This window comes from Xanthomonas sp. WHRI 7064 (assembly GCF_040202355.2).
Classification (GTDB): domain Bacteria; phylum Pseudomonadota; class Gammaproteobacteria; order Xanthomonadales; family Xanthomonadaceae; genus Xanthomonas; species Xanthomonas arboricola.
In genome coordinates this window covers 3,034,107-3,058,063 of the sequence record NZ_CP167821.1, presented here as the reverse complement: position 1 = coordinate 3,058,063, position 23,957 = coordinate 3,034,107, and the positions used below count along the sequence as shown (strand labels likewise).

The window sequence follows — 23,957 nt, the reverse complement described above, 5'->3', positions numbered from 1 at the left end:
CCAGGCATGAAGATCGAAAAAGACAGCGTCGTCCGCTTCCACTACACCGTTTCCGAGCTCGGCCAGGAGCCGATCGAGAGCTCCAAGGAGCGTGACCCGTTGGCGATCATGATCGGCCACGGCAACATCATTCCGGGCCTGGAAGCGGCCATGATGGACAAGGAAGCCGGTGACAGCTTCGGCGTGGACGTCAAGGCCACCGAAGCCTACGGCGAATACCGCGAAGGCCTGAGCCAGCGCGTGCCCAAGAAGCACTTCGGCGCCACCAAGCTGGTCCCGGGCACCCAGGTGGTGCTGCAGACCAACTTCGGCCCGCGCGCAGTGACGGTGCAGAAGGTCGGCATGAGCGTGGTCGACGTCGATCTCAATCACCCGATGGCTGGCAAGGACCTGCACTTCGACGTGGAGATCATCGAGGTGCGCGAAGCCACCCAGGAAGAGCGCGATCACGGGCATGTGCATGGCGAAGGCGGCCATCACCACTGAACGCAGTCGTCACGCGGCCCGTGTGGCAGGCGGACCGATGCGGGCAACCTGCAGGATCGGCATGCACCGCACGGTGATGCCGGCTTGCACGCGCCGATCGTGTCCGTGTGACCAGCGTTGGCTGGATGTGTTTCCGCGGCCCGCCATCTCGGCGGGCTGTTTGCATGTTGCGCACCGCGATCGCCGCGCCGCGCTGCCCGAGCCGAGATGACCCCGCGCGATCCTTTGCTGCCCATCGCAACCAGCGAGCGAATCGCGGTGCTCGACGTGCTGCGCGGTTTTGCGCTGCTGGGCATCCTGCTGATGAATATCGAAGCCTTCGTCGGCCCGCTCGATCTGGCGGTCACCGGCGTGGAGCCGCATTGGCACGGTGCCGACCGGGTTGCCGATGCGTTGGTGTACCTGCTGGTGCAGGGCAAGTTCTACACGCTGTTCTCGTTGCTGTTCGGCATGGGCTTTGCGGTGATGGCGCAACGTGCCGCGCAGGCCAGGCGCGGGTTGTTCGGCACCTATCTGCGCCGTACCGTCGGGCTGCTGGTGATCGGCTTGATGCATGCGCTGCTGCTGTGGTCCGGCGATGTGCTGGTCACCTACGCCTTGCTGGCCTTGTTGCTGCTAGCCACACGCTCGGTGCCGACGGTGACGCTGCCGTGGCTTGCCGCGCTGGTCTACTGTTGCGCGCCCGCGTTGACGCTGCTGTATGGCGTCGCAGGCACCTTGATGCAGCTCGATCCGGCGGCTGCCGTTGAATGGAAGGCCGCGATGGCCGAGGCGGCGCAACAGGCGGCAGCGAACGTGCAGGCGCAGCGCGCCGCCTTCGGGAGCGGCAGCTATGCGCAGGCCACGCTGCAGCGCTGGCACGACCTGCAGCACGCGATGACCGGGCTGAGCATCAATGGCCCGGCGATGCTCGGCATGTTCCTGCTGGGCAGCTGGTTTGTGCGCAGTGGCGCGATCGCCGCGCCCGAGCGTTTCCCGCGCCTGTTTTGGGCCCTGCGCTACGGGGTGCTGCCGCTCGGGCTGGGCGTGATGGGGGTGAGCTACGCGCTGGAGCCGTGGATCGATCCGGCGCGGCTGGATCTGCGCCTGTCGGGTGCATTCGCGTTGTCGCTGATTGCCGGCCCGCTGATGAGCCTGGGCTATGCGGCGTGGGTGGTGCGCCTGGCGCCGCGCCTGGCATGGCTTGCGCCCGCCGGGCGCATGGCGCTGAGCAACTACCTGATGCAGTCGCTGGTGTGCACGTGGATCTTCTACGGTTACGGGCTGGGCTATTTCGAGCAGCTGCCGCGCGTATGGCAGCTGCCGTTCGCGCTGGCGCTGTTTGCGCTGCAGGTGGTGCTGAGCCAGCTGTGGTTGCGCTGGTTCCGCTTCGGGCCGATGGAATGGCTATGGCGCAGCGTGACCTATCTGCGTGTGCCGCCGATGCGTCGCAGCGACGCGCGCGTGGGGTAGTGCGCACATGAGCGCCGCGCCTGTCGATGTGGTGGTGGTCGGTGCCGGCGCCATTGGGCTGGCGACTGCGCTGGCACTGGTCGAAGCGGGCCGGCAGGTGCACGTGCTCGATGCCGGTGCGGTGGGTGCGGCGACGTCGTACGGCAACTGCGGCACCATCACGCCGAGCCATGCGCCGCCGCTGGCAGCGCCGGGCATGATCGCGCAGGCGCTGAAGTGGATGCTGACGCCGGACGCGCCGCTCTATATCCGGCCACGTCTGGACCCGGCGCTGTGGCGCTGGTTGCTGCAGTTCGCGCAGCGTTGCAATACGCGTCACTGGCAGGCCAGCGCGCAGGCGCGCGCGGCGTTGCTGGGCGATGCGCGGCAACGCTTCGACGACTGGGTCGAGCGCTATGCGCTGGACTGCGAATTTCGCAGCGATGGGCTGGACTACGTGTTTGCCGATGCGCGCCGCTTTGCGCGCTATCGCCACGAGTGCAACGTGCTTGCGCAGTGGGGTATCCAGGCCGAGATGATCGAGGGTGCCGACTACGTGCGCCAGGATCCGGCATTCCGTGCGTGCATTGCCGGTGCGATCCATTTTCCCGGCGATGCGCATCTGCGCCCGGAGCGTTACACCGCAGAACTGGCAAGAGTGCTGCGCGCGCGTGGTGCGGTGATCCAGGCGCAGTGCCGCGTCGATGCGGTGGTGCCGGACGCACGTGGCGCGTGCGTGCATACCGCGCGCGGGCGACTGCAGGCGCGCGAGGTGGTCATCGCAACCGGCCCGTGGTCGCCGCTGCTGGCGGCGCAACTGGGCTTGCGTCTGCCGGTGCAGGCCGGCAAGGGCTATTCGATCACCTATACCGCCCCGGCGCTGATGCCGCGTCGCCCGGTGGTGCTGAAGGACCGTTGGGTGTTCGTGGTGCCGTGGCGCGATCGCCTGCGGATCGGCAGCACGATGGAATTCTCCGGGCACGACACCCACCTCAACCCCACGCGCCTTGCGGCACTGGAGCGCGCAGCGTCCGATTATCTGTACGCGCCGGCCGGTCCGGCCGTGATCGAGCGCTGGTATGGATGGCGGCCGATGACCTGGGACGACGTGCCGGTGCTGGGCGCGGTGCCGGGCCGTCCTCACGTCTGGCTCGCAGCCGGACATGGCATGCTCGGCATCAGCATGAGCACTGCAAGCGGACAACTGATGGCCGACCTGATCACGGGCCGCGCACCTGCGCTGGACCCGCATCCCTACCGGGCGGAGCGCTTCGCATGAGTGCCCGGTACGACTACGACGTGGTGATCCTGGGGGGCGGCTCCGGTGGACTGGCCGCTGCGTTTCGCGCGGCCAGATACGGTGCGCGCGTGGCGATGATGGAGCCGAACGAATTGGGCGGCACCTGCGTCAATCTCGGCTGCGTGCCGAAGAAGGCGATGTGGCTGGCGGCCGATCTGGCCGGCAAGATCGAGTTGGCCGGGGCGCTGGGTTTCGATGTGCCGCGACCGACCCTGGCGTGGCAGGAACTGGTCACGCACCGGCAGGGCTATATCGGCAACATCCACGCCAGTTATCGGCGCCGCCTTAACGAAGATGGCGTGGTCATGATTCCGCAGCGCGGTGTGTTGCAGGATCGCCATACCATCATGGGCGGTGACGGCGTGCCGGTGACCGCCGAGCACATCGTGATCGCCACCGGCGCGCATCCGCTGCGGCCGGACATCGAAGGTGCCGAGCACGGTGAGGTGTCCGACGATTTCTTCAATCTCTGTCATGCGCCCGCGCAGGTGGCGATCATCGGCGGCGGCTATATCGCGGTGGAAATCGCCGGCCTGCTGCAAGCGCTGGGCAGCCGTGTGCATCTGTTCGTGCAGGGCGAGCGGTTGCTGGAACGCTTCGATGCCGAGCTGACCCTGCAACTGGCCGACAACCTGCGGCATCTGGGCGTGCGCCTGCATTTCGGTTTTTCCACCACGGGCCTGGAGCGCGATGCAGAAGGCAAGCTGCGCGTGCATGGTCATCCCGCGCACCCCAGCGAGCAGGGCAACGACGTCTTCGACAAGGTGTTTTTCGCCACCGGCCGGCGTGCCAACACGGCAGGGCTGGGTCTGGAAGAGGTCGGCGTGCGCCTGGGCGACAAAGGCGAGGTGGTGGTGGACGAAGGCCAGACCACCAACGTGCCGAACATCCATGCCGTCGGTGATGTCGGCGGCAAGGTCGGACTGACGCCGGTGGCGATCACCGCGGGACGCAAGTTGATGGATCGCCTGTTCGGCAAGCAGCCGGATGCGCGCATGGATTACGAAGGCGTGCCGAGCGTGGTGTTCTCGCATCCGCCGCTCGGGCAGGTCGGATTGACCGAGGAGCAGGCACGCGCGCGGCATGGCAGCGCGGTACGCATTTACCGCAGCAACTTCCGCCCGATGTTGCACGCGCTGGCCGACGCGCCGCAGCGCAGCCTGTTCAAGCTGGTCTGCGTGGGCGAACAAGAGCGCGTGGTCGGCGTGCATCTGCTGGGCGAGAGCGCCGACGAAATGCTGCAGGGCTTTGCGGTGGCAGTGAAGATGGGGGCGACCAAACGCGACTTTGACGAGACCGTGGCGATCCATCCCACCTCGTCGGAAGAGATCGTGTTGATGCATTGATGCACTGATGCACTGATGCACTGATGCATTGGTTCGGCAGTTGTGACCGGGCCGACGCGGGCATCAGCGCTCTGCCGGATGCAGGGACTGACGTCGGCCCCTGCGTGTCACAACTTGCGGCAGCCCCGCGTGACACTGCACACCACTCCTGCACCCGACGTAAGTGCGCTTGACGCAGGTCAGGCCCCCGCAAGCAAACGGATCAAAGCCCCTCTCCCCTCGGGAAAGGGGTGAGGGTCCGGCACATTCGATGCATCACTCAGCTGCCGATCTGCCGTCCCAGCCGGCCATGCCTCATCCGGCCTTGCATGGAAGTTGACCGCTCTGCTTGTCCGCAGTGCCTCGTGCCGCCCGAACCCTCACCTCAATCCCGCTCCGCGCTGTCAGCCCAGGCGCGTCAAGACACGCGCACCGAGAGCGCGCAAACACTGCCTCCTCGCTCGGACGGAAGAGGGATTTCAATCCCATAGCTGGCATCCTTGCGCGATGTCCAAGCCCCGCAAACCAACGACGCGTCGATCGGCCAACCCCTCTGCGCGCGCCGTCTCCAACGCCGAGCCGCTCTCCGGCGAACAGGCGCGACTGCGCATTCTCGCGGCGATTCGGGCAATACCTTCCGGCCAGGTTGCCGGCTATGGCGAGGTCGCACTGCGCGCCGGCCTGCCCGGGCGAGCGCGGCTGGTGGCGCGCGTGCTCAGCGGCAATGACGATCCGCAGCTGCCCTGGCACCGGGTGCTGCGCAGCGATGGCCGGATCGCGTTGCCGGAAGGCTCATCCAGCTACCGTGAGCAATGTCGGCGGCTGCGTGCCGAGGGCGTGGCGGTCGAGCAGGGCCGGGTGCGCCGTGCCAGTGCCGCGCAGCGGCTGGACGCCGCCGTGTGGGGACCTTCATAAGCCTGCCGTTATGATGGTTGGCATTCCGAAGGATGCCGTCATGCCCCAACTGCCGCCCGTCACCAAAGCGTTGTTGATCGCCAATATTGGCTTGTTCCTGCTGCAGTGGGCATTGGGCGACCTGGGCGCCGGCGTGCTGCCCTCCGATGCGGCACTGTCCTCGTTGATGCTATGGCCGATTTCCAACGGCTTCGATGCGTTCTCGCCCGGCGCCAGCTTCATGCCATGGCAGTTGCTGACCTATGCGTTCCTGCATGGCGGTTTCAACCATTTGTTCTTCAACATGCTGGCGCTTTTCATGTTCGGCGCGGCGCTGGAGCAGACCTGGGGGCAGAAGCGCTTTCTGACTTATTACCTGGTGTGCGTGGCCGGTGCCGGCGTGTGCCAGTTGCTGATGGCCTGGTTCACCCAGAGCGGGGCGCCGGTGGTGGGGGCGTCGGGCGGGGTGTTCGGTCTGTTGCTCGCCTACGGCATGCTGTTCCCCAATCAGCGGGTAATGCTGCTGTTTCCGCCGATCCCGATGAAGGCGCGCACTTTCGTGATCGTGTTCGGTGCGATCGAACTGTTCCTGGGTGCGACCGGCTGGCAGCCGGGCGTGGCCCACTTTGCGCATCTGGGCGGCATGCTGTTTGGCTGGCTGATGATCCGCTACTGGCGCGGGCAGTCGCCGTTTGGCGGCAGCGGCGGCAGGAAGGGCGGTGGCAAGGGGCGCAAGCCGCCGCTGCGTGTGGTGCGCTGAGGCCTGGCAACGCCCTCATTCGTAGGAGCGGCCTTGGCCGCGACGGGGCGTTACCGGTAAGACCTCATCGCGGCCGGGGCCGCTCCTACCAAGCGTGCGTTGTCAGGTACGCAACGGATGGATGACTGGCAGCCGGGCGTGGCCCACTTCGCGCATCTGGGCGGCATGCTGTTTGGCTGGCTGATGATCCGTTATTGGCGCGGGCAGTCGCCGTTTGGCGGCAGCGGCAGGAAGGGCGGTGGCAAGGGGCGCAAGCCGCCGTTGCGTGTGGTGCGTTGAGGCGTGGCAACGCCCTGATTCGTAGGAGCGGCCCTGGCCGCGATGGGGTTTTGCCGGTAAGGCCTTATCGCGGCCGGGGCCGCTCCTACCAAGCGTGCGCTGTCATGGATGAAATGCCAGGCATAAAAAAAGAGCGCGGAGTCCGCGCTCTTTTTTATTGCTTGCCACTGCGTGTGGATTGCCAGTGACTTCCTGGTGCTTGAATCAGCGCCAGATCTTCAACTGCTCGGCATCCAGGCGCTGCATCGGCTGGCCGGCCTTGCAGCTGAACGCCGCACCGAACTCCGGCAGGTTGGACAGCGGACCGTTGGTGCGCCACTGGCCCGGCGCCCGGATGTCGGCGCTGGCGCGCTGCACCGCTTCGTTCGGCGACAGCTGCTGGGCCCACAAGCCGGCCCAGGCAGTGAAGAACGCCTGCTTGTCGGCCTCGGTGGCCGCTGGCTGTGCCTTGCTGAAGGCCTGCCAGGCCAGTTCGATGCCGGCCAGGTCGGCCAGGTTTTCTTCGGCGGTCTGTGCACCGTTGACCTTGACGTTGGGCACGCCCGGGTACGGGTAGGCACCAAACTGGCTGGCCACCTTGTCGGTCAGCAGGGTCCAGCTGGTCTTCTCGGCCGGCGTCCACCAGCTGCGCAATTCGCCCTTGGCATCCACCAGCGAGCCCTTGGCGTCGATGGCGCGGGTGATTTCGTGGGCGACCAGCGCGCCGTAAGCACCGTACTGCGCGGCCGGTGTGCTGCCGGCGGTCAGCACCGGCGGCTGCAGCACGGCGGCGGTGATGATCAGGCGGTTCTGCGCGATGTCGTAGGCCACTGCCGGCTGCTGCGGCAGTACGTCCCAGCGCCGGTCGGCGTTGCCCTTGCCGATGCGCTTCATCTCCTCGCGGTGGCGCCAGGTCGAGGCGATCAGCATGTTGCCGCCGAAGCTGCCGCGGCCCATCGGCTGCACGGTGTAATCCAGATCGCGCCGCGGCGCGCCGACTTCGATCTTCATCGCTGCAAGCTTGGCCTTGGCTTCGGCGATCACCTCACCGTTGCCCCAGCCGGTGCGCTCCAGCGCGGCCAGCTGCGCGTCGCGCACCTGGTCGGCGATGGCTTCGGCCTGGCGGCGCGTGTCGCTGCTCAGGTAACGCGCCACGTATTCGCGGCCGAGCATCGGGCCGGCGGCGATATTGATCGCGTCCAGCACCTGCTGCCAGCGCTGCGGCGGCAGCGCATCGCCACGCAGCAGACGGCCGCGGAACTGGTATTCGGCATCGTGGAAGCTCTTGGACAGGTACGGCGCCATCGCATCGCCCACGCGCCAGCGCAGATAGGCCTTCCACTGCTCCGGCTTGATGCTGACGATCATGCTGTCGAGCTGCTTGAACATGGCCGGGTCGGCCATCGACACCAGGTCATCCTTGACGCCCTGTGCTTCCAGGAAGTCGGCCAGGCGCAGATTCTTGTACTGCTTGGTCAGCTCCTTGGTGGCGATCGGGGCGTAGTTGTTGAACGGGTTGTTGATGCCCTGCACCGACTGCGCGCTGCGCGCCAGCGCGGTCTCGATCTGCAGCACCGAGGCGGCATCGGCATCGAGCCTGTCGGCCGGGGTGCCGGTCAGCGCCAGGATCTGCTTGACGTAGGCGCGGTAGCGGCCCATCAGCGCCTGGGTGTCGGCGTCGGTGCGGGTGTAGAACGCCGGGTCCGGCAGTCCCATGCCGCCCTGCATGAAATACCCTATGTGCCGGTCAAGCGCCTTCAGGTCCACGTCCGGGCCAAAATTGAAGCCGACCGGGATGCCGACCTGATGCAATGCTGCGATGGAAGCGGGCACATCCTTGGCCTTCTTGATCGCGTCGATGCGCGACAGCAAGGGGGCGATGGGGTTGGAGCCGTCCTTTTCGACAGATGCTTCGTCCAGGCCGCTGGCCCAGAAGTCGCCGAGCAGTTTCTGCACATTGCCCTGCGGCGTCTTCATCGATGCATCCAGCAACTCGCGTTGCTGCTGCAGCGCGCGCTCGGACAGCTGGCCCAGCGCGGTAACGGCACCGGCCTGCGGCACCGGGTTGGCCTTGAGCCAGCCGGCATTGGCGTAATCGTAGAAATTGGTGCAGGCCGCCGAGACGGCCGGCGCCTTGGGAGCAGCCTTCTTCTTGCGAGCGGCGTCGGCGTCGGGGGCGGACAGCAGCGTGATCAGGCTGAAGCCAAGAGCGAGGGCAAGCGGACGAATGGTGGGCATCGAGAAGAAGGGTGGCCAGATTGAAGTCGGCGGAGTTTAGCAAGGCTGCGCCCCGTGCAGGCGGGCGCGAGCTGCCGTCTACCCTCGGTGCCGGCCGCTTGCATGAACGCGACAGGCCCGCGGGTGCGGGCCTGTGCGTGTTGCGTTGCTGCTGGAAGCGATTGCAGGCGGCACCTGCACCGAATTACCAGATGACCACGCGGTCTTTCTCCGGGCGCACCATTGCATCGCCCGGCTTACAGGCAAAGGTGTTGGCGAACTGCGGCATGTTTGACGGTGATGCGATGGCGCGCAGGTTGTCCGGTGAGTGTGGGTCGCTCGCCAGGTAGACCAGTTGTTGCTGCTCGCGCGTCTGTCCGCGCCAGTTGCGCGCAAAGCCCAGGAAAAATCGCTGCTCGGGGCTGTAGCCGTCGATGCGCGCGACCCGCTCGGGATGCTGGCGCAATGCAGTCTGCAGGGCGTCGTAGGCAATATTGATACCGCCCAGGTCGGCGATGTTCTCGCCGAGGGTGAGCTTGCCGTTGACATGCAGCTTGGGGTGGCTGGGCAGCGGAACATAGGCATCGAACTGCTTTACCAGGATATCGGCACGCTGTTCGAATGCCTTGCGATCCTGCGCCGTCCACCAATTGACATTGTTGCCTGCACCATCGAACTGGCTGCCTTGATCGTCGAAGCCATGCGTGGCTTCGTGCCCGATCACCGCGCCGATGGCGCCATAATTCAGGGCATCGTCGGCATTGGCATCGAAGAACGGCGGTTGCAGAATGCCGGCCGGGAAATTGATGGTGTTGGTACTGGGGCTGTAGTACGCGTTGACCGTCTGGGGCGTCATCGACCAACGCTTGCGATCGGTGGGCTTACCGATTTGAGCGATGTCATAGCGGTAGTTGAACTTGGCAGCCGCCTGCAGATTGCGGTAATACGCCCCCGGCACGATGTCCAGCCCCGACCAGTCGCGCCAGGTGTCGGGGTAGCCGATGTTGGGCAGGAACGCGTTCCACTTGGCAAGCGCCTTCGTCTTGGTTTCGGCGCTCATCCAATCCACGTTTTCGATGCGCGTCTTGAGCGCTGCGCGGACGTTGTCGACCAGTTCGGCTGCGCGTTGCTTGGCTTCGGGCGTGAAGACTTTGGCGACGTAGAGCTGGCCAAGGCCTTCGCCCATGGCGGAGTCGAGCGCGCGCAGGACGCGTTTCCAGCGTGGGCGTTGCTCCGGCTGCCCGGACAGAGCCTTGCCGTAGAAAGCGAAGTTGTTGTCGACAAAGGCCTTGCTGAGATGTTTGGATGCATCGTCGATGGTGTGGAAGCGTAGGTACGCCTGCCACTGTGCAATCGGCGCACTTGCCAACTGGTGGTCGAACGCAGCGAAGAAGCGCGGTTGCGACAGCGAGAAGCCGGCACCGACATCCACGCCTTGCGCGGCAAAGAAATCTTTCCACGAAAAGTGCGGGGTGAGCGCGTCTGCCTCGGCAACGCTGACAAAGTTGTACTGGTTCTTGGGTTGGCGTGCGTCGGTCGGCGAAAGCGACGCAGCAGCCAGGCGCGATTCCAGCGCCATCACGTCCTTGGCCTGTGCCTTGGCCGCATCGGCATTGCTGCCGGTGAGCTCGAACGATTTGGCGATGTAGGCCAGATAGGCTTCCCGAATGGGGGCGTACTCGGCGGCGGTGTAGTAGTCCTTCGTTGGCAGGCCGAGGCCGCCTTCGTTGGCGAAGGCGATTTGCTGGTCTGCCTTGTGGAAGTCCGCGCTCGCGCCGAACTGGAAAACCTGGCCGTCGCCCTCCGCGTAGCGGCTCGCGATGTATTTGGCGACATCTTCCGAGGATTTCAGCGCTCCAATCGTCTCCAGCAACGGACGGATGGGTTGGTCTCCCGCTGCCTCGATTGCGGCTTCGTCCATGCCCGAGGCATAGAGCAGGCCAAGCTTGCGTGTGAGCGGGTCGGTCTGCGTATCTACCTGCTTCGCGGCGCTTTCAACAATCTCACGCTGCGTCGTCAGGCTCTTTTCTGTCAGCTCGTCGAACATGCCCCAACTGGTGCGGTCGGCCGGAATCGGATTGGCCTTGGCCCAGGCGCCATTGACGAAGTCGTCCAGGTTTTGGCACGCGCTGGCTGCCGGGCCCAGCTCGCTGATATCGAATGCGGGTTTGCTGGCTGTCGTGGCCGGCGGCGCGGCAGGTGCCGAAGTGGCCGCTGATGCCGGGGCGCCATCTGCATCGGAGGCGCGCTTGCAGCCAGGCAGGGCGACCAGCAGGGCCAGGGCAAGGGTGGAGGTCTTGAGCAAGGGCATATCTGGCATCGGCGAGGAAATGGACTCCGAGCATAAGCGGACGCCGCCTTGCGAGCGCCGGGTTTGAGGTTTGTTGAGCTTGGCCTGGAGACACCGGTTCACGAAGCGCATCCGTTCACCAGGTGCAGCCACGGCAATCCAGGCCGGCGCTGCACAAGCGCTTGTCTCCGGCGTGCCTGCTAAAGCGCTCCCGAGCGAGGTGCAGCCTGCTTGGTTGCCGGAATGGCGTGCCGATTTCCGGTCGTGCATAGGCGCTGCCAGTACGGACGAAAGAGGTTTACGCACCCGCCAACGGCGCCACGGCGCACACAAAAAAAGCGGCGATCCGAAGATCGCCGCTAGCTCTTACCAATGTCGCGCAATTACCAGATCACGACCTGCTGATCGCCTTGACGCACCATCGCATCGCCGGCCTTGCACGAGAACGCGGCGGCAAACGCCGGCATGTTCGACGGCGCACCGATGGCGCGGAAGTTGGCCGGCGCGTGCGGATCGGTCTTCAGGCGCACCACCAGTTCTTCCGGAGTGAAGTTGCGGCGCCACACCGTGGCCCAGTTGAGGAAGAAGCGCTGGTCACGGGTGATGCCGTCGGTCTTGGGGTCGTCCTTGCCGGCGGTGGCGGTCTTCATCGCGTCGTAGGCGGTGTTGAGGCCGCCCAGGTCGGCGATGTTTTCGCCCAGGGTCAGGTCGCCCTTGACCTTGTCGCCGGCCGGGGTGCGATAGCCGTCGAACTGCGCGACCAGCTTGCCGGTGCGCGCCTTGAACGCGTCCAGATCCTTCTGCGTCCACCAACCCGGGTCGGCGATGAAGTTGCCATCGGCACCGAAGCGGCTGCCCTGGTCGTCGTAGCCGTGGGTCATCTCATGCCCGATCACCGCACCGATGCCGCCGTAGTTCATTTCCTCCGGCGCATTCGGGTCGAAGAACGGCGGCTGCAGGATGGCTGCCGGGAACACGATCTCGTTCTGCAACGGGTTGTAGTAGGCGTTGACCGTCTGCGGGCTCATGCCCCATTCGGTCTTGTCCACCGGCTTGCCGATCTTGGACAGGTTCCACTTGTAGTTGTACTCGGACGCGGCCATCACGTTGCCCAGGTAGCTGTCGCGGCTGGTGTTCAAGCCGTTCCACTCGCGCCACTTTTCCGGGTAGCCGATCTTGGGCGTGAAGCTTTCCCACTTGGCGATCGCCTTGGTCTTGGTCTCCGGGCTCATCCAGTCCAGCTTTTCAATGCGGGCCTTCAGCGCGGTGCGCAGATTGGTCACCAGGGTTTCCATCTTGGCCTTGGAATCGGCCGGGAAGGCGACCTTGACGTACATCTGGCCCAGCGCTTCGCCAGTCTGGCCATTGATGGTCGCCAGCACACGCTTCCAGCGCGGCTTGATTTGCTTCTGCCCGCGCAGGGTCTGGTTGTAGAACGCGAAGTTCTCATCCACAAACGGCTGGCTGAGGAACGGCGAGGCACCATCGACGGTGTGGAAGCGCAGGTAGGCGCGCCAGATCGCCGGATCGGTGTCGGCGATCATCTTGCTCACTTCCTGGTGGAAGGCCGGGATCGCCAGCGAGAACATCTCCGGCGTGGCCACGCCCTGCGACTTGAAGAACTCGGTCCACGACCAGTTGGGAGTCAGCTTGTCGGCATCGGCCGGCGAGATCGGGTTGTAGGCCAGCGAGGCATCGCGCGACATCTGGGTGCTGGTCTTGGAGACCTTGGCCAGACGGGTCTCGAACGCGACCACCTGCTTGGCCTGCGCGGCGGCATCGGCCGCGGCCACGCCGGACAGTTCCAGCACCTTGGCCACGTGCGCCTGGTAGGCCTCCAGCTTGGCCTTGTTGGCGGCACTGGTGTAGTACTCCGGATCCGGCAGGCCCAGGCCGCCCTGCATGGCATAGGCGATGTTCTGGCTGGACTTCTTGAAGTCCGCCTCGGCGCCGAAGCTGAAGAGCTCGTTGTTGCCCTTGGCGGCGCTGCTGCGCAGATAGTCGACCAGCTTGGCCTGGTCGTTGATGGCGTCGATCGCGGCCAGTTCCGGCTTCAGCGGCTCGATGCCCTGGGCGTTGATCTTGGCCTCGTCCATGCCGGTAGACCACAGGTCGCCGACGATCTTTTCCACGCCGGTGGCGCTGGTGTCGGCCGCGGCCTGTTCGACCAGCTGCTGCTGGATCGCATTGGAGCGCTCGTCGAGCATCTCGAATGCGCCCCAGCTGGTGCGATCGCTCGGCACCGGGTTGGCGGCCAGGAACTTGGCGTTGGCGTACGCATTCAAATCCGTGCAGGCGTTGCCGTTGGTATCCAGGTCGGCGGCGGTGAACTGGTTCACGGCCGGCAGCTTGCTCTGGTCCAGGGTCAGCGTCTTGGGAGCCGCCGGGGTGGTTGCGGCGGTGTCGGCCGCGGGCGCGGCCGGCGCGGCGTCTTCGGATTTCTTGCAACCGCTCAGCGCGGCGGCCACGGCCAGGGACAGGGTCAACAAATGAGGTGTGCGAATCACAAAGGGCTCCAGGAGCAGATGTGGGAAGCCCCGTCGCCGGGGCTGTGGCCGGCACTCTACGCCTCGCCAGCCGGATGGCATGGTGTCGAAGGTCATGGGTGCGGCATGTGTAGGTGAACCGGCCCGACGGTGTCCGGATCGGCGGCAGTCCTGCGCAGGGCCCCTGGCGCAGTGGCAATCCGATGTTTGCGAGTCCTGCGCGCTGTAGCTTGAGGCCCTGCGCTCGCTCACCTGGCCTGAACGTCGATTTCGGTACCCGGACAGCCATCTTGATGGCCGCGAAAGCCCAATGGTCCGGCTGTGCAAGCAGTGCTATATACAAGCGCATGGCTACCGCTTCCGAACCGTTGGATGCCCTGATCATCGGCGCCGGCCACAATGGGCTGGTCTGCGCCGCCTACCTGGCCAAGGCCGGCAAGCGGGTGCTGGTGCTGGAAGCGCGCGACGTCGTTGGCGGCGCAGCGGTCACCGAAGAATTTCACCCCGGGTTTCGCAACTCGGTGGCGGCGTACACGGTGTCGTTGCTGCAACCCAAGGTCATCGCCGATCTTGCCCTGGAGCGACATGGCCTGCGCGTGGTGGCGCGCCGCATCAACAACTTTCTGCCATTGCCGACTGGCGAGTACCTGCTGGCCGGCGCAGGGCACACGGCTGTGGAAGTCGGCAAGTTCTCCGCGCGCGATGCCGCTGCATTGCCTGCCTATGAAGCGCGCCTGGAGCAACTGGCCGATGTCCTGCGTGTGCTGGCATTGCAGCCACCGCCGGATGTCAGCGATGGTGGATGGCTGCGCGCGTTGCCGCAGCTATGGCGCGCGGGCAAGCTGGGGCTGCAGCTGCAGGAATTACCGCTCGCGTTGCGGCAGGAGCTGCTCGACCTGTTCACGATTTCGGCCGCCGAATATCTGGATCGCTGGTTCGAAAGCGCACCGATCAAGGCGCTATTCGGCTTCGACGGCATCGTCGGCAATTACGCCAGCCCTTACACGCCGGGCACGGCTTACGTGTTGTTGCATCACGTGTTCGGGCAAAGCAATGGCGTCAAAGGCGCCTGGGGACACGCCATCGGCGGCATGGGCGCGATCACCCAGGCGATGGCCGCCAGTGCGCGCGACTCTGGCGTGACGATTCGTACCGGCTGCGCGGTGGAGCGCGTGCTGGTGGAGCAGGGGCGTGCGGTCGGTGTCATCACCGTCCAGGGAGAGACGCTGCGTGCGCGTGCAGTAGTGGCCAACGTCAATCCGAAGCTGCTGTATCAGCGTTTGATGCAGCCGGATGATGTCCCCACGCCGACACGCGAACGCATGGCGCATTACCGCTGCGGATCGGGCACGTTTCGCATGAATGTCGCGCTCTCGCGGCTGCCGGATTTCACCGCCTTGCCGGGCACGGGCGATCATCTGACTGCCGGGATCATCCTGGCGCCGAGCCTGGATTACATGGATCGTGCCTGGCAGGACGCGCGCGCTTCGGGATGGTCACGCGAACCGGTGGTCGAGTTGCTGATTCCCAGCACGCTGGACGACACGCTGGCACCGCCCGGTCAACATGTGGCCAGCCTGTTCTGCCAGCACGTGGCACCGCAGCTGCCGGATGGCCGGCATTGGGACGATCATCGTGAGGAAGTCGCCGAGTTGATGATCGCGACGGTCGAACGTTACGCACCCGGATTCGCGGCCTCGGTGCTGGGCCGGCAGGTCCTCAGCCCGCTCGATCTGGAACGCATCTTCGGGCTGATCGGCGGCGACATCTTCCACGGCGCCCTCAGCCTCAATCAACTCTTCAGCGCACGCCCTATGCTGGGGCAGGGCGCCTATCGCGGTGCGATTCCCGGGCTGTATCTATGCGGGTCCGGCACGCATCCCGGTGGCGGAGTGACCGGAGCGCCTGGGCATAATGCGGCGCGGGTGATGTTGGGTGGTTGAGTTTTTGCTGCAATGTATTGAATCGAATTCGCCGCTAGGGAGTATCTGGTTTGAAGTAGGCACTCCTCTGAGAAATTAAATAATTTTAATGACTTGTCTTGTAAAAATGTGATCTTTATCTGAAATATATCTTGGGAAGTGATAATAATGGCATGCGCTCACAGTAATTGCGCGAATTTCACTCACAAGGAGATGTCAGGTGAAGATTGCTTCTGTTGCGTTGTTGATTGCCCTCGCATGTGCTGGAGCAGACGTCCAGGCTGCCCGTAAGAACTCAATCAATTACGTCTATTTTAGTGCCGAGGGCGTTCCCGTCGGTCAGCAGGCGTATTTCTGCAATAATGCGCAATGGGAAGGAGGGGATACTTCTGCGCCATATCGTTTGACGATTAAGGGCGGATGCAGTAGTGAAGTCATTTGTCCGCCGGGTGGAGGGTCTTGCAATATTCAAAACGATACATCGGTAACTTATTCGCTGACAAGCAGTGCGCCGTTCACAGAAGAGGAGGCGTGTGATTTGATCCGGCGCTTTCCGTGCGAGACAACTGAGCCTGAGCTTCTATGGGATTTTGGATGGACACCTGTTAAGCGTTAGATAAGTCAACTCCAGGGCCAGCGGTAGAGTTCTTCTGCCCCAGCCCGCTGCCGGGATGGGGCGTCGTCTATCGCGGTGCGATTCCGGCTTGTATCTGTGCGGGTCTGGAGCACACTCGAGAGGAGGCTTGGTCAGCGTGCGCCTGGACATAATGCTGCGCGGGTTATTTTGGTGATTGACCAATACCGGGGTGATTGCCATGACTCTTCGGTAATGGATAAAAAAAGGCCCTGGAAACCAGGGCCTTTTCAAGTGGTTTCTGCTCCGGAAGCGCCATTACGGCGATCCGGTTCCTGCGATCAGAAATCGTAGGCTGCAGTCAGACGGACGAATCGCGGTGTGTTGTAGTTGTAGGGTTCGGTACCGACACCATAGGTGTTGCGAACGGTGAAGGGCGCGGTGTTGTAGCGGCTTTCAACACGATTTACCGAGCGGTCGTTCAAGACGTTGAAGACCTGAAGTCCCAGCGCCAACTTATGGTCGGCGAAGGAAGGCCGGTAGGTAATGCCAAGATCCAGATTCTTGATCCAGGGGGTACGTCCAGCGTCGCCCGGAGGTGAAGCCTGGCCACCACAGTAGTGGTACGCAGAGCCATATCCGATCGGATTGCCTTCATTCGACCCGAAGTAGCCCAGGCAGGAGATCGGTGTGCCCGACATCACGCGTACAGTCGCCGATGCCATCCACTCCGGCGTGATCTGATACGCACCGAATGCCTTGAGCTGATGCCTGCGGTCATTTGCCAGACTACCGCCTGCGTAATACATCAACTCAGCCGCATCCCAGTCCTGCGTCTTGGAGACATCGGACTGACCGATGTCAGACTTAACCTGACCTTCGGTATTCCCGTAACTATGCGACCAGGTGTAGTCGACACGGCCATACCACTTTTCGTCGAACGGATGTTCCAGAAACAGGTCCACGGCAACGTAATTGCGACGCGCCTTGTCGGTGAAACCCCAATCGGACTGGCTCATGCGCAATTGCGTATAGCCTGAGCCGTCGACGTTGGCAAGATTATAGGTATTGGTCTGGCCAGGGTTGAACATGACACACCCCGGGATGCTCACGCTACTGACATCTCCACCGGTTGCAGCCAATTTCGCGGACATCTTGCCAGGATCGCAGACATCATCAATCGCACTCTGCAGTTTGCGATAGGTCGCCTTGGCGCCCGAGTTCCAGCTCTCGCCGAGAGTTTTCTCGAAGCCAAGAATGATCTCGTCCTGATACTGCGACTTCAGATCACTGGGTGCGAACGCATTGGGATCCGGCGCCTGGCCGTATTCGCCATTGCTCGAGACCGGGCCAGGACCAATCGCTCCAAGACCGGTTGGCTCGCCATTGGCGTCGATACCGGTGTATGTGAAGTATTCGTCGGTATAGGTTGAGGCCGATGCTCCACGAATGGCGACGCTATTGGGTAACGCCAGGTAGTAGCGCCCAAGGTTGGCGAATATCTTCAGTGACGAATCGCCGAACACATCCCAGCTTGCACCCAGCCGCGGCGCCCACTGATCACCGCTGTCGACATAGGCAACGTGGTCGCTGTTGTAGTTGGTGAACTTATCGTTGCGAATGCCCAGGGTCAGCAGCCACTTGTCGCTGACCTGCCAACGGTCCTCCAAATAATAGGCTTTCTGCTCGACCGCCATGCTCGTGGTTGTCGTAAAGATCCGACGTTGCGCGTAGTAGCCCTGTCCGCCGGGCGCACCGACGCCAAGTTCGGGGTTAATGCCTTCAGTAGGATTGTCCTGGCGGCCATAGATCCACTGATAGCCAGGACCCGTGGTGCGAACGCCCTCGTTGTAGGCATTGAAATACATATTGTCCACGCCAGCGGTCAAGTCGTGATCGCCGAGGCGGTATTCCAACTCCAGACGGAGGCTCCTCGACTTGCTGATCGGATCATCAGCCTTGGCTCGATTGGTCGCCTGACCGTTGCGAATCGGCGTGTTACCCACAATTGCCGGATCTTGCTCGGTGACGCCGTCGAGGAATGGAAGGTCCGAAATATTCGGGTTGAACTGGCGGTTGTGCTGGGTGCTGCGGCCCCAGGTGGCATTCAAGGTCAGATCATCGGTGAGATAACCGGTGTATTTGAAAATGTCGTATTTGTCAGTGATCTTGAACGTATCCGGGAAAGTCCCGGTCGCGCCCCCAGTGCTCAGATCGTCGTAATTGAATGCGGTGTAGTAGCCGCCGCGTCGGTCAGTGTTCTGGATGCGGGTGTATTCCAAAATATTGGAATCGTTGATGTTCCAGTCCAGCTTTCCATAAAACTTCGGCGAGCTGTACCCGTAGTTGTTCTGTCCCTGGATAGAGCTTGTGCGTGCGTTGGTGGTGACGCCGTCGGTCTTATCGGTTTCTCCAGCGACAAAAATAAAGAGTTTGTCTTCGATTAGCGGGCCGCCCGCATACGCGCTGTAGACAGTACGGGTTTGATTGTTGTCCTTGCCACTGCGGTAGAGCGTGCCAGGTTGGGTACGGTTGGTGTAGCCATAACCCGCAGGCAGGGTGTTGCTCGGGAACCAGACATCGCCAGTCGAGCTTGCCAGGGAATCTGGTTCCCACACTGCCTGTGCACCAAAATGCCATTCATTGGTGCCGCGCTTGCCGAGCTGGTTGATCACGCCGCCTGTGGAACGGCCGTACTTGGCGCTATAGCCGCCGGTATAGGTTTCCTGCTGGTCGATTGCGCCATAGGGCAGGCTGACGCCGCCCAGGTTGCTCAGCGGATTACTGACGTTGAAACCATTGATGTAATAAGCATTTTCGGTAACGCCGGAACCGCCGAAAGAGACCACCGAGCGCGAGCCGTTATTGAAAGCGCCACTGCCGGCCACTGCACCAGGCGCGAGTAAAGCAATCGCCTCCGCACTGCGTCCCAGCGGCAGCGTTGCCAGCTGTTCGGACGTGATCACCGACCGCGAGCTGGTGGAGCTGACGTCGATCTTCGGTGCATTGGCGGCAGTGACCGTGATCGCGCCGAGCGTCGTTGCATCGGTGCTGCCGCTGGCAGCTGCGCCAGCAAACGACACCTCGGTGCCGGATCCGACGCGCAGTTGCACGTTCTTGCGGGTGTCGACGACCTGATCGCCACGCTTCAAGGTGACGGTGTATGCACCGACTGGCAGCGAGCCGAGGTTGTAGCGGCCATTGGCGTCGATGGTGATCGTCCGGCTGAGGCCGGTGTCGCTTTGAACGACGATGGTGCTGCCGGCTTCCGAGGGAGCGCTACCGTAGATGCTGCCGGTGGTGCTTTGTGCGTAGACCGCGCCATTGGCGAGACAGGCGCCGAGCACAACAGCCAGAGCGGTGCGCTTGAGGGCATGGCGACGAATTTGATTGCTCATTCCTAACCTTTCAGCTGGGTATCGGGAGAAGTGGCGGTCACCGGAGAGTCAGATGGCCTTAACCCGAACGTAATGAATGTGTGGTCTGGGTCGCAAGCGGTTTGAATGATTGGTTAATGAAAAGGGCGAGATCCGCATCAAATATGCGGATCTGCGCACAAATTGCAGGGCATGCGAACAATCGCGGACGTGTGCGGCACGAGTATTCATTTTTGTCAGTGCGTGCGATGCGGCATGACATTGCGCCGATTAACCGAACGCTACATGGCGCCGCGTTCATCTTGAGAGTGTCGCGTCCGGAGTTACTGGTTTCATATGAAACATGAAGTCAAAAAAAGACCCCGTCGAACGGGGTCTTTTTGATGCGTCGTCAACAGGCCTTAGAACCGGACAGTCGTGCCCAGATAGAAGAACCGGCCGATGTTGTCGTACAGCGCGGAGGTAAAGTCCGAGCCGAAGTAGTTGCGCGGCGGGTCCTTGTCGAAGGCATTGTCGATGCCGAGGTAGACGTCGATCTTCGAGCCGGGGAACTGATAGCCGAACTGGAAGTTGTGGTAGGTGTACGAACCGTTCTTGATTGGGCTGGCCGAGCCCGGATTGCTGTTGTAGCTCTCCGGCGTCACGCGCAGGTTGCCGTCCACATAGTTCATGTCCCACGAGGCACGCCATTCGTTCCAGTTGTACTTGGTCTGGAACTGCGCGCGCCAGCGCGGGTCGGTCACGTAGGTCACGTACTCGTCGTATTCGGCCGGGAAGTCCTGGAACACCCATTCGCGCGACTGGATCAGGCGCGTGCCGACAAGGCGCAGCACGGTGTTGCCTTCGCCGAGCTGGAAGCGGTAGTCCATTTCCAGATCCACGCCCACACGCCGCGAGCGTGACAGGTTTTCGTTGAGCGCCTGCCAGCCGATGATGCTGTGCTCGGGATAGATGCGGCCCTGCGGGTCGGTGAATCCACCCAGCGGGGCGCGCTGCACGAAGCCGCAGAAGCTGTTGTTGATGCCGCCTGGATTGTCCACGCAGCGCGTGGCATTGGTCTCTGCGGTCACGGTGCCGATCGCGTCCTGCAGGTCGATGCGCCAGTAGTCGATCGACATGCCGAAGCCGTCGAAGAACTCCGGCTGCCACACCAGGCCATAGGACAGGCTGCGCGCGCGCTCCGGCTTCAGTTCCGGGTTGCCGCCGCTCACGCCGGGGCGGGTGGAGGTGAAGGTATCGATCCAGCCCACCGGCACACCCAGCGCACTGCAGTTGGCCTGGCGCAATGCCACATCGCCCGCGGTGCCCGGACGGTTGGTATTGGTCGGCAGGTAGTTGCAGGGATCGTTGATGGTCGCGAAGTTTTCGCTCTGCGAGTCGTACAGCTCACCGATGCTGGGCGCGCGCACTGCCTGTGCCACGGTGCCGCGCAGACGCAGCGACGGGATGATGGTCCAGTCCAGACCCACGTTCCAGGTCTTGGTCGAGCCGATGCTGTCGTAGTCCGAATAGCGTCCTGCCACATCCAGTGCCAACCGGTCCACGCCCGGCAAGCCGGCAAGCAACGGAATGGTGCTCTCGACAAAGATTTCCTTGACGGTGTATTCGCCACCGCTATTGGGGATGGCGTTGAGGAAGGTCGCTCCCGAGGCCGCCAGCGGATCGGTGATTTCCTCGCTCTGCTCCTTGCGGTATTCCACGCCACCGGCAAACCCGATGTCGCCGGCCGGCAGCGACAGCAGGTTGCTGTTGGCCACCGATGCGCTGAACACGGTCTGCTGGATCTTGGCCTGCGAGCGCGCGGTGGTGTTGAACCATGCCGCTGCTTCCGGAGTCACCGCGCCGTTGCCGAACACACTGAACGGCACGCAGCCTTCGCGCGCCAGCGCCGAATAGACGCGATTGGTGTGCGGATTGATCGCGTTCGGATCCAGCGTGGTGCGGCAGACGATGTTGCCGCTGGCATCGCGTGCGGCATCGATACCGGCTTGCCAGCGCTCGTTGATGCGGTTGTTGAGATTCAAGCGGTCGACCGTGGTCTTGCCGTAGTTGGCGGACACGTCGTAGGTCCAGTTATCGGTGAAGTTGCCCTCGGCACCGAGCACTGCGCGATAGGTCTTGCGTTCGATGTTCTCGCCGCGACGGCCGGCATCGACGTTGAAGCGGTTCATCAGGATCTGCGTGGCACCGCGCGAATCCATCAGCGCACCGAGTTCGGGGCTGACATACGGATTCTGGCGACGCACGCGCAGCGAACTGTCGAAGGCCGGCTGGCCGAAGAATTCCGAATCGGTTTCGCTGTACTTGCCTTCGAAGAACAGGCGATGGTTCTCGCTGACCTCGAAGTTGATCATGGTATTGACGCTCTTGCGATCGAAGCCGGGCTGCAGGTCGGCGACCGCATTCAGATCAACGAAATCGCAATTCACGCACGAGGTGTTGCTGACCACCGTGCCGTTGTAGCGGTTGCGGCGGAAGCTGCCGTCCTGGTTGAACAGGTAGCGGTTGCCATAGCTGGCCGGGTTGCGGAAATCGAAGGTGCCCAGGTTGAAGGTGCCGCCGTAGGACGTGGAATGATTGCCGCCCGGGCCGCTGAGCACGTTCTGCGGATTGCGCTCGCTCGGCGGTTGGCTCGGATCGAACCCCGGGTTAGGAACCGACACCAGATACTCGCGGCCGATGGCACGGTTGCCGCGACCGAAGCGGTCCTGCTTGCTGTATTCGCCCGACACCGCGATGTTGCCGCGGCCGTCCGCAAAGTCGGTGCCTGCCGAGAAGCTGGCGAAGGAGCGGTTGTAGTTGCCCTCATCGGCCAGGCCGGTCTGCGCGCGCGTCTCGAATCCGGTGAAGTTCTTCTTGAGGATGAAGTTGACCACGCCGGCCACTGCGTCGGCGCCGTAGACGGCCGAGGCACCACCTGTGATGACTTCGACGCGTTCCACCCATTCCACCGGAATCGTGTTGACGTCCACCGCAGTCGAGCCCGGGCTGGAACCCACGTGGCGGCGGCCGTTGACCAGCACCAGGGTGCGGTCCACGCCCATGCCGCGCAGGTCGAGCAGGCCCAGGCCGGCGGTGCCGATGAAGCGGGTGGAATTGCCCAGCGTGTAGCTCGGTGCCAGCGCCGGCATGCGCGCCATCAGGTCGCTGATGGTGGTCGCGCCGGTGGCGCGGATTTCCTCGGCACTGATTGCGGTGACCGGCGAGGGCGTGACAAAGCCGGTACGCGCAATGCGCGAGCCGGTGACAGTGACCTTGTCCAGATCGGTGGTGCCGGGTGCGACCCCGTTTTCTGACTGCGCGGCAGCGTGGCCGGCAGACGCGGCCAGCACCGCAAACAACGCGGTGCTCAAACGATGACGCTGGGTGTGTTGCGGAAGACGGCTCGACATGACCTTGCGGATTCCTCGCTGGGATTTTTGCGAAACAGCTGTGCTCGCTGAGCGCTGGCTGAACTGAATCCCGAACGTAACAATTCCTTAATCATGTGTCCACATTTGTGAAATTTGTCGCTATTTGACACATGGATAAGCGAGCAGCGCCGATGTCTGGTGGCAGCTTGAAACGCATCTGCCTATGGCCGAGCCGGTAAACTGACGGTCTCCCCATGCGCTGCGCCTGGCGATGCAGCCATCGCTGTGTTGGCAGCGCACGACGAATCAGGCAGGCAATGACGACGATGGTTCAATACGCTTCAAGCAAGGTGATCGACCCCTCCCGGAGCGCACGCGCATGAGCGGCGAGCGCAGAATCCCCGCGCACGCGGTGCAGGGCGCGCTGGCGCCGCATCCGCGGATCCGCAATGTGATCGCGGTGGGCTCGGGCAAGGGTGGGGTGGGCAAATCCACCACCGCGGTGAATCTGGCGTTGGCCTTGCGTCAGCAGGGCGCGCGCGTCGGCGTACTGGACGCGGACATCTACGGGCCGAGCGTGCCGGCGATGCTGGGCCTGAGCGGGCGGCCGGACAGCCCGGACAACAAGTCGATCGAGCCCTTGCGCGCGTTCGGAATCGAGGCGATGTCGATCGGTTTGCTGGTCGATCAGGACACGCCGATGATCTGGCGCGGGCCGATGGCAACCTCGGCACTGACCCAGCTGTTCAACGACACCCTGTGGGACGACCTGGATTACCTGTTGATCGACCTGCCGCCGGGCACCGGCGACATCCAGCTGACCTTGTCGCAGAAGATCCCGGTGGCCGGCGCGGTCATCGTCACCACGCCGCAGGACATCGCCACACTGGATGCGCGCAAGGCCTTGAAGATGTTCGAAAAGGTCGAGGTGCCGGTGCTCGGCATCGTCGAGAACATGGCGGTGCACACCTGCAGCCAGTGCGGCCACCGCGAACACCTGTTCGGCGAGGGCGGCGGCGAGCGCATGGCCGCGCAGTACGGCGTGCCCTTGCTGGGGTCGTTGCCGCTGGCGATCGCGATCCGCGAGCAGGGCGATGCGGGCCAGCCGATCGTGGTGGCCGCGCCGGAGTCGGCGGCAGCGCAGGCCTATCTGGCCGCTGCCGCGCGCCTGTCCGAGGAGCTGGGCAAGCGGCCGCGCGCCAGCATCCCGATTTCGGCTTCGCTGCTGTAGCGCGCAGGCCGGCGCTGGTGCCGGTCGCTTGCTAGAATTCGCTGCCTTTCGCG

At 63.6% G+C, this 23,957-nt stretch carries 14 protein-coding genes and 1 pseudogene; 10 read left to right on the top strand and 5 right to left on the bottom strand.

Features of this window, described 5'->3' with window-relative positions:
* The first annotated feature begins 6 nt into the window (after positions 1 to 6).
* The 7 genes and pseudogenes from ABQY74_RS13135 to ABQY74_RS13105 form a co-directional block, all read left to right on the top strand.
* On the top strand, positions 7 to 486 hold the full coding sequence (locus ABQY74_RS13135) for a peptidylprolyl isomerase (protein WP_024939526.1): 480 nt from the start codon (positions 7 to 9) through the stop codon (positions 484 to 486).
* Positions 487 to 693: 207 nt separating this feature from the next.
* Entirely contained in the window at positions 694 to 1,938 is a 1,245-nt protein-coding gene (locus tag ABQY74_RS13130; protein WP_349791746.1) for a DUF418 domain-containing protein, read from the top strand.
* A 7-nt stretch (positions 1,939 to 1,945) separates the two neighbouring features.
* On the top strand, positions 1,946 to 3,196 hold the full coding sequence (locus tag ABQY74_RS13125; RefSeq protein ID WP_349791744.1) for an FAD-dependent oxidoreductase: 1,251 nt from the start codon (positions 1,946 to 1,948) through the stop codon (positions 3,194 to 3,196).
* A complete protein-coding gene (gorA, locus tag ABQY74_RS13120; protein WP_349791742.1) occupies positions 3,193 to 4,563 on the top strand; it encodes a glutathione-disulfide reductase in 1,371 nt (456 codons plus the stop codon). The genes ABQY74_RS13125 and gorA overlap by 4 nt, the downstream gene beginning before the upstream one ends.
* A gap of 486 nt (positions 4,564 to 5,049) precedes the next feature.
* Entirely contained in the window at positions 5,050 to 5,457 is a 408-nt protein-coding gene (locus tag ABQY74_RS13115; RefSeq protein WP_349791740.1) for an MGMT family protein, read from the top strand.
* A gap of 40 nt (positions 5,458 to 5,497) precedes the next feature.
* Positions 5,498 to 6,196, top strand: coding sequence for a rhomboid family intramembrane serine protease (locus tag ABQY74_RS13110; protein WP_026064941.1), 699 nt, complete (start codon positions 5,498 to 5,500; stop codon positions 6,194 to 6,196).
* 126 nt (positions 6,197 to 6,322) lie between these two features.
* A pseudogene (locus ABQY74_RS13105) lies at positions 6,323 to 6,475 on the top strand (DUF1751 domain-containing protein); the annotation flags it as partial.
* 204 nt (positions 6,476 to 6,679) lie between these two features.
* On the opposite strand, the gene ABQY74_RS13100 reads toward ABQY74_RS13105, so the two are convergent.
* From ABQY74_RS13100 to ABQY74_RS13090, 3 genes are all read right to left on the bottom strand, one after another.
* Positions 6,680 to 8,692, bottom strand: a complete 2,013-nt coding sequence (locus ABQY74_RS13100; RefSeq protein ID WP_065049728.1) for a M13 family metallopeptidase — start codon at positions 8,690 to 8,692, stop codon at positions 6,680 to 6,682.
* 184 nt (positions 8,693 to 8,876) lie between these two features.
* On the bottom strand, positions 8,877 to 10,982 hold the full coding sequence (locus ABQY74_RS13095; protein WP_349792250.1) for a M13 family metallopeptidase: 2,106 nt from the start codon (positions 10,980 to 10,982) through the stop codon (positions 8,877 to 8,879).
* A gap of 362 nt (positions 10,983 to 11,344) precedes the next feature.
* Positions 11,345 to 13,447: a M13 family metallopeptidase gene (locus ABQY74_RS13090; protein ID WP_039526432.1), complete on the bottom strand. Its 2,103-nt coding sequence runs from the start codon at positions 13,445 to 13,447 to the stop codon at positions 11,345 to 11,347.
* A gap of 347 nt (positions 13,448 to 13,794) precedes the next feature.
* Here ABQY74_RS13090 and ABQY74_RS13085 point away from each other — a divergent pair, with 347 nt between their 5' ends.
* Together ABQY74_RS13085 and ABQY74_RS13080 are read left to right on the top strand one after the other, a co-directional pair.
* On the top strand, positions 13,795 to 15,390 hold the full coding sequence (locus ABQY74_RS13085; protein ID WP_349791737.1) for an NAD(P)/FAD-dependent oxidoreductase: 1,596 nt from the start codon (positions 13,795 to 13,797) through the stop codon (positions 15,388 to 15,390).
* Positions 15,391 to 15,589: 199 nt separating this feature from the next.
* Complete coding sequence (locus tag ABQY74_RS13080) at positions 15,590 to 15,985, top strand: hypothetical protein (protein WP_349791735.1); 396 nt, start codon at positions 15,590 to 15,592, stop codon at positions 15,983 to 15,985.
* A 299-nt stretch (positions 15,986 to 16,284) separates the two neighbouring features.
* Here ABQY74_RS13080 and ABQY74_RS13075 read toward each other — a convergent pair whose 3' ends face one another.
* Both ABQY74_RS13075 and ABQY74_RS13070 read right to left on the bottom strand, forming a co-directional pair.
* On the bottom strand, positions 16,285 to 19,341 hold the full coding sequence (locus ABQY74_RS13075; RefSeq protein WP_104554035.1) for a TonB-dependent receptor: 3,057 nt from the start codon (positions 19,339 to 19,341) through the stop codon (positions 16,285 to 16,287).
* Between the two features lie 380 nt (positions 19,342 to 19,721).
* Positions 19,722 to 22,712: a TonB-dependent receptor domain-containing protein gene (locus ABQY74_RS13070; protein ID WP_349791733.1), complete on the bottom strand. Its 2,991-nt coding sequence runs from the start codon at positions 22,710 to 22,712 to the stop codon at positions 19,722 to 19,724.
* 340 nt (positions 22,713 to 23,052) lie between these two features.
* Between ABQY74_RS13070 and apbC the strand changes: the two genes are divergently transcribed.
* Positions 23,053 to 23,904 carry an iron-sulfur cluster carrier protein ApbC gene (gene apbC / locus ABQY74_RS13065; protein ID WP_024939536.1) on the top strand — a complete coding sequence of 284 codons (852 nt, stop codon included), beginning with the start codon at positions 23,053 to 23,055 and terminating at the stop codon, positions 23,902 to 23,904.
* The last annotated feature ends 53 nt before the right edge of the window (positions 23,905 to 23,957 follow it).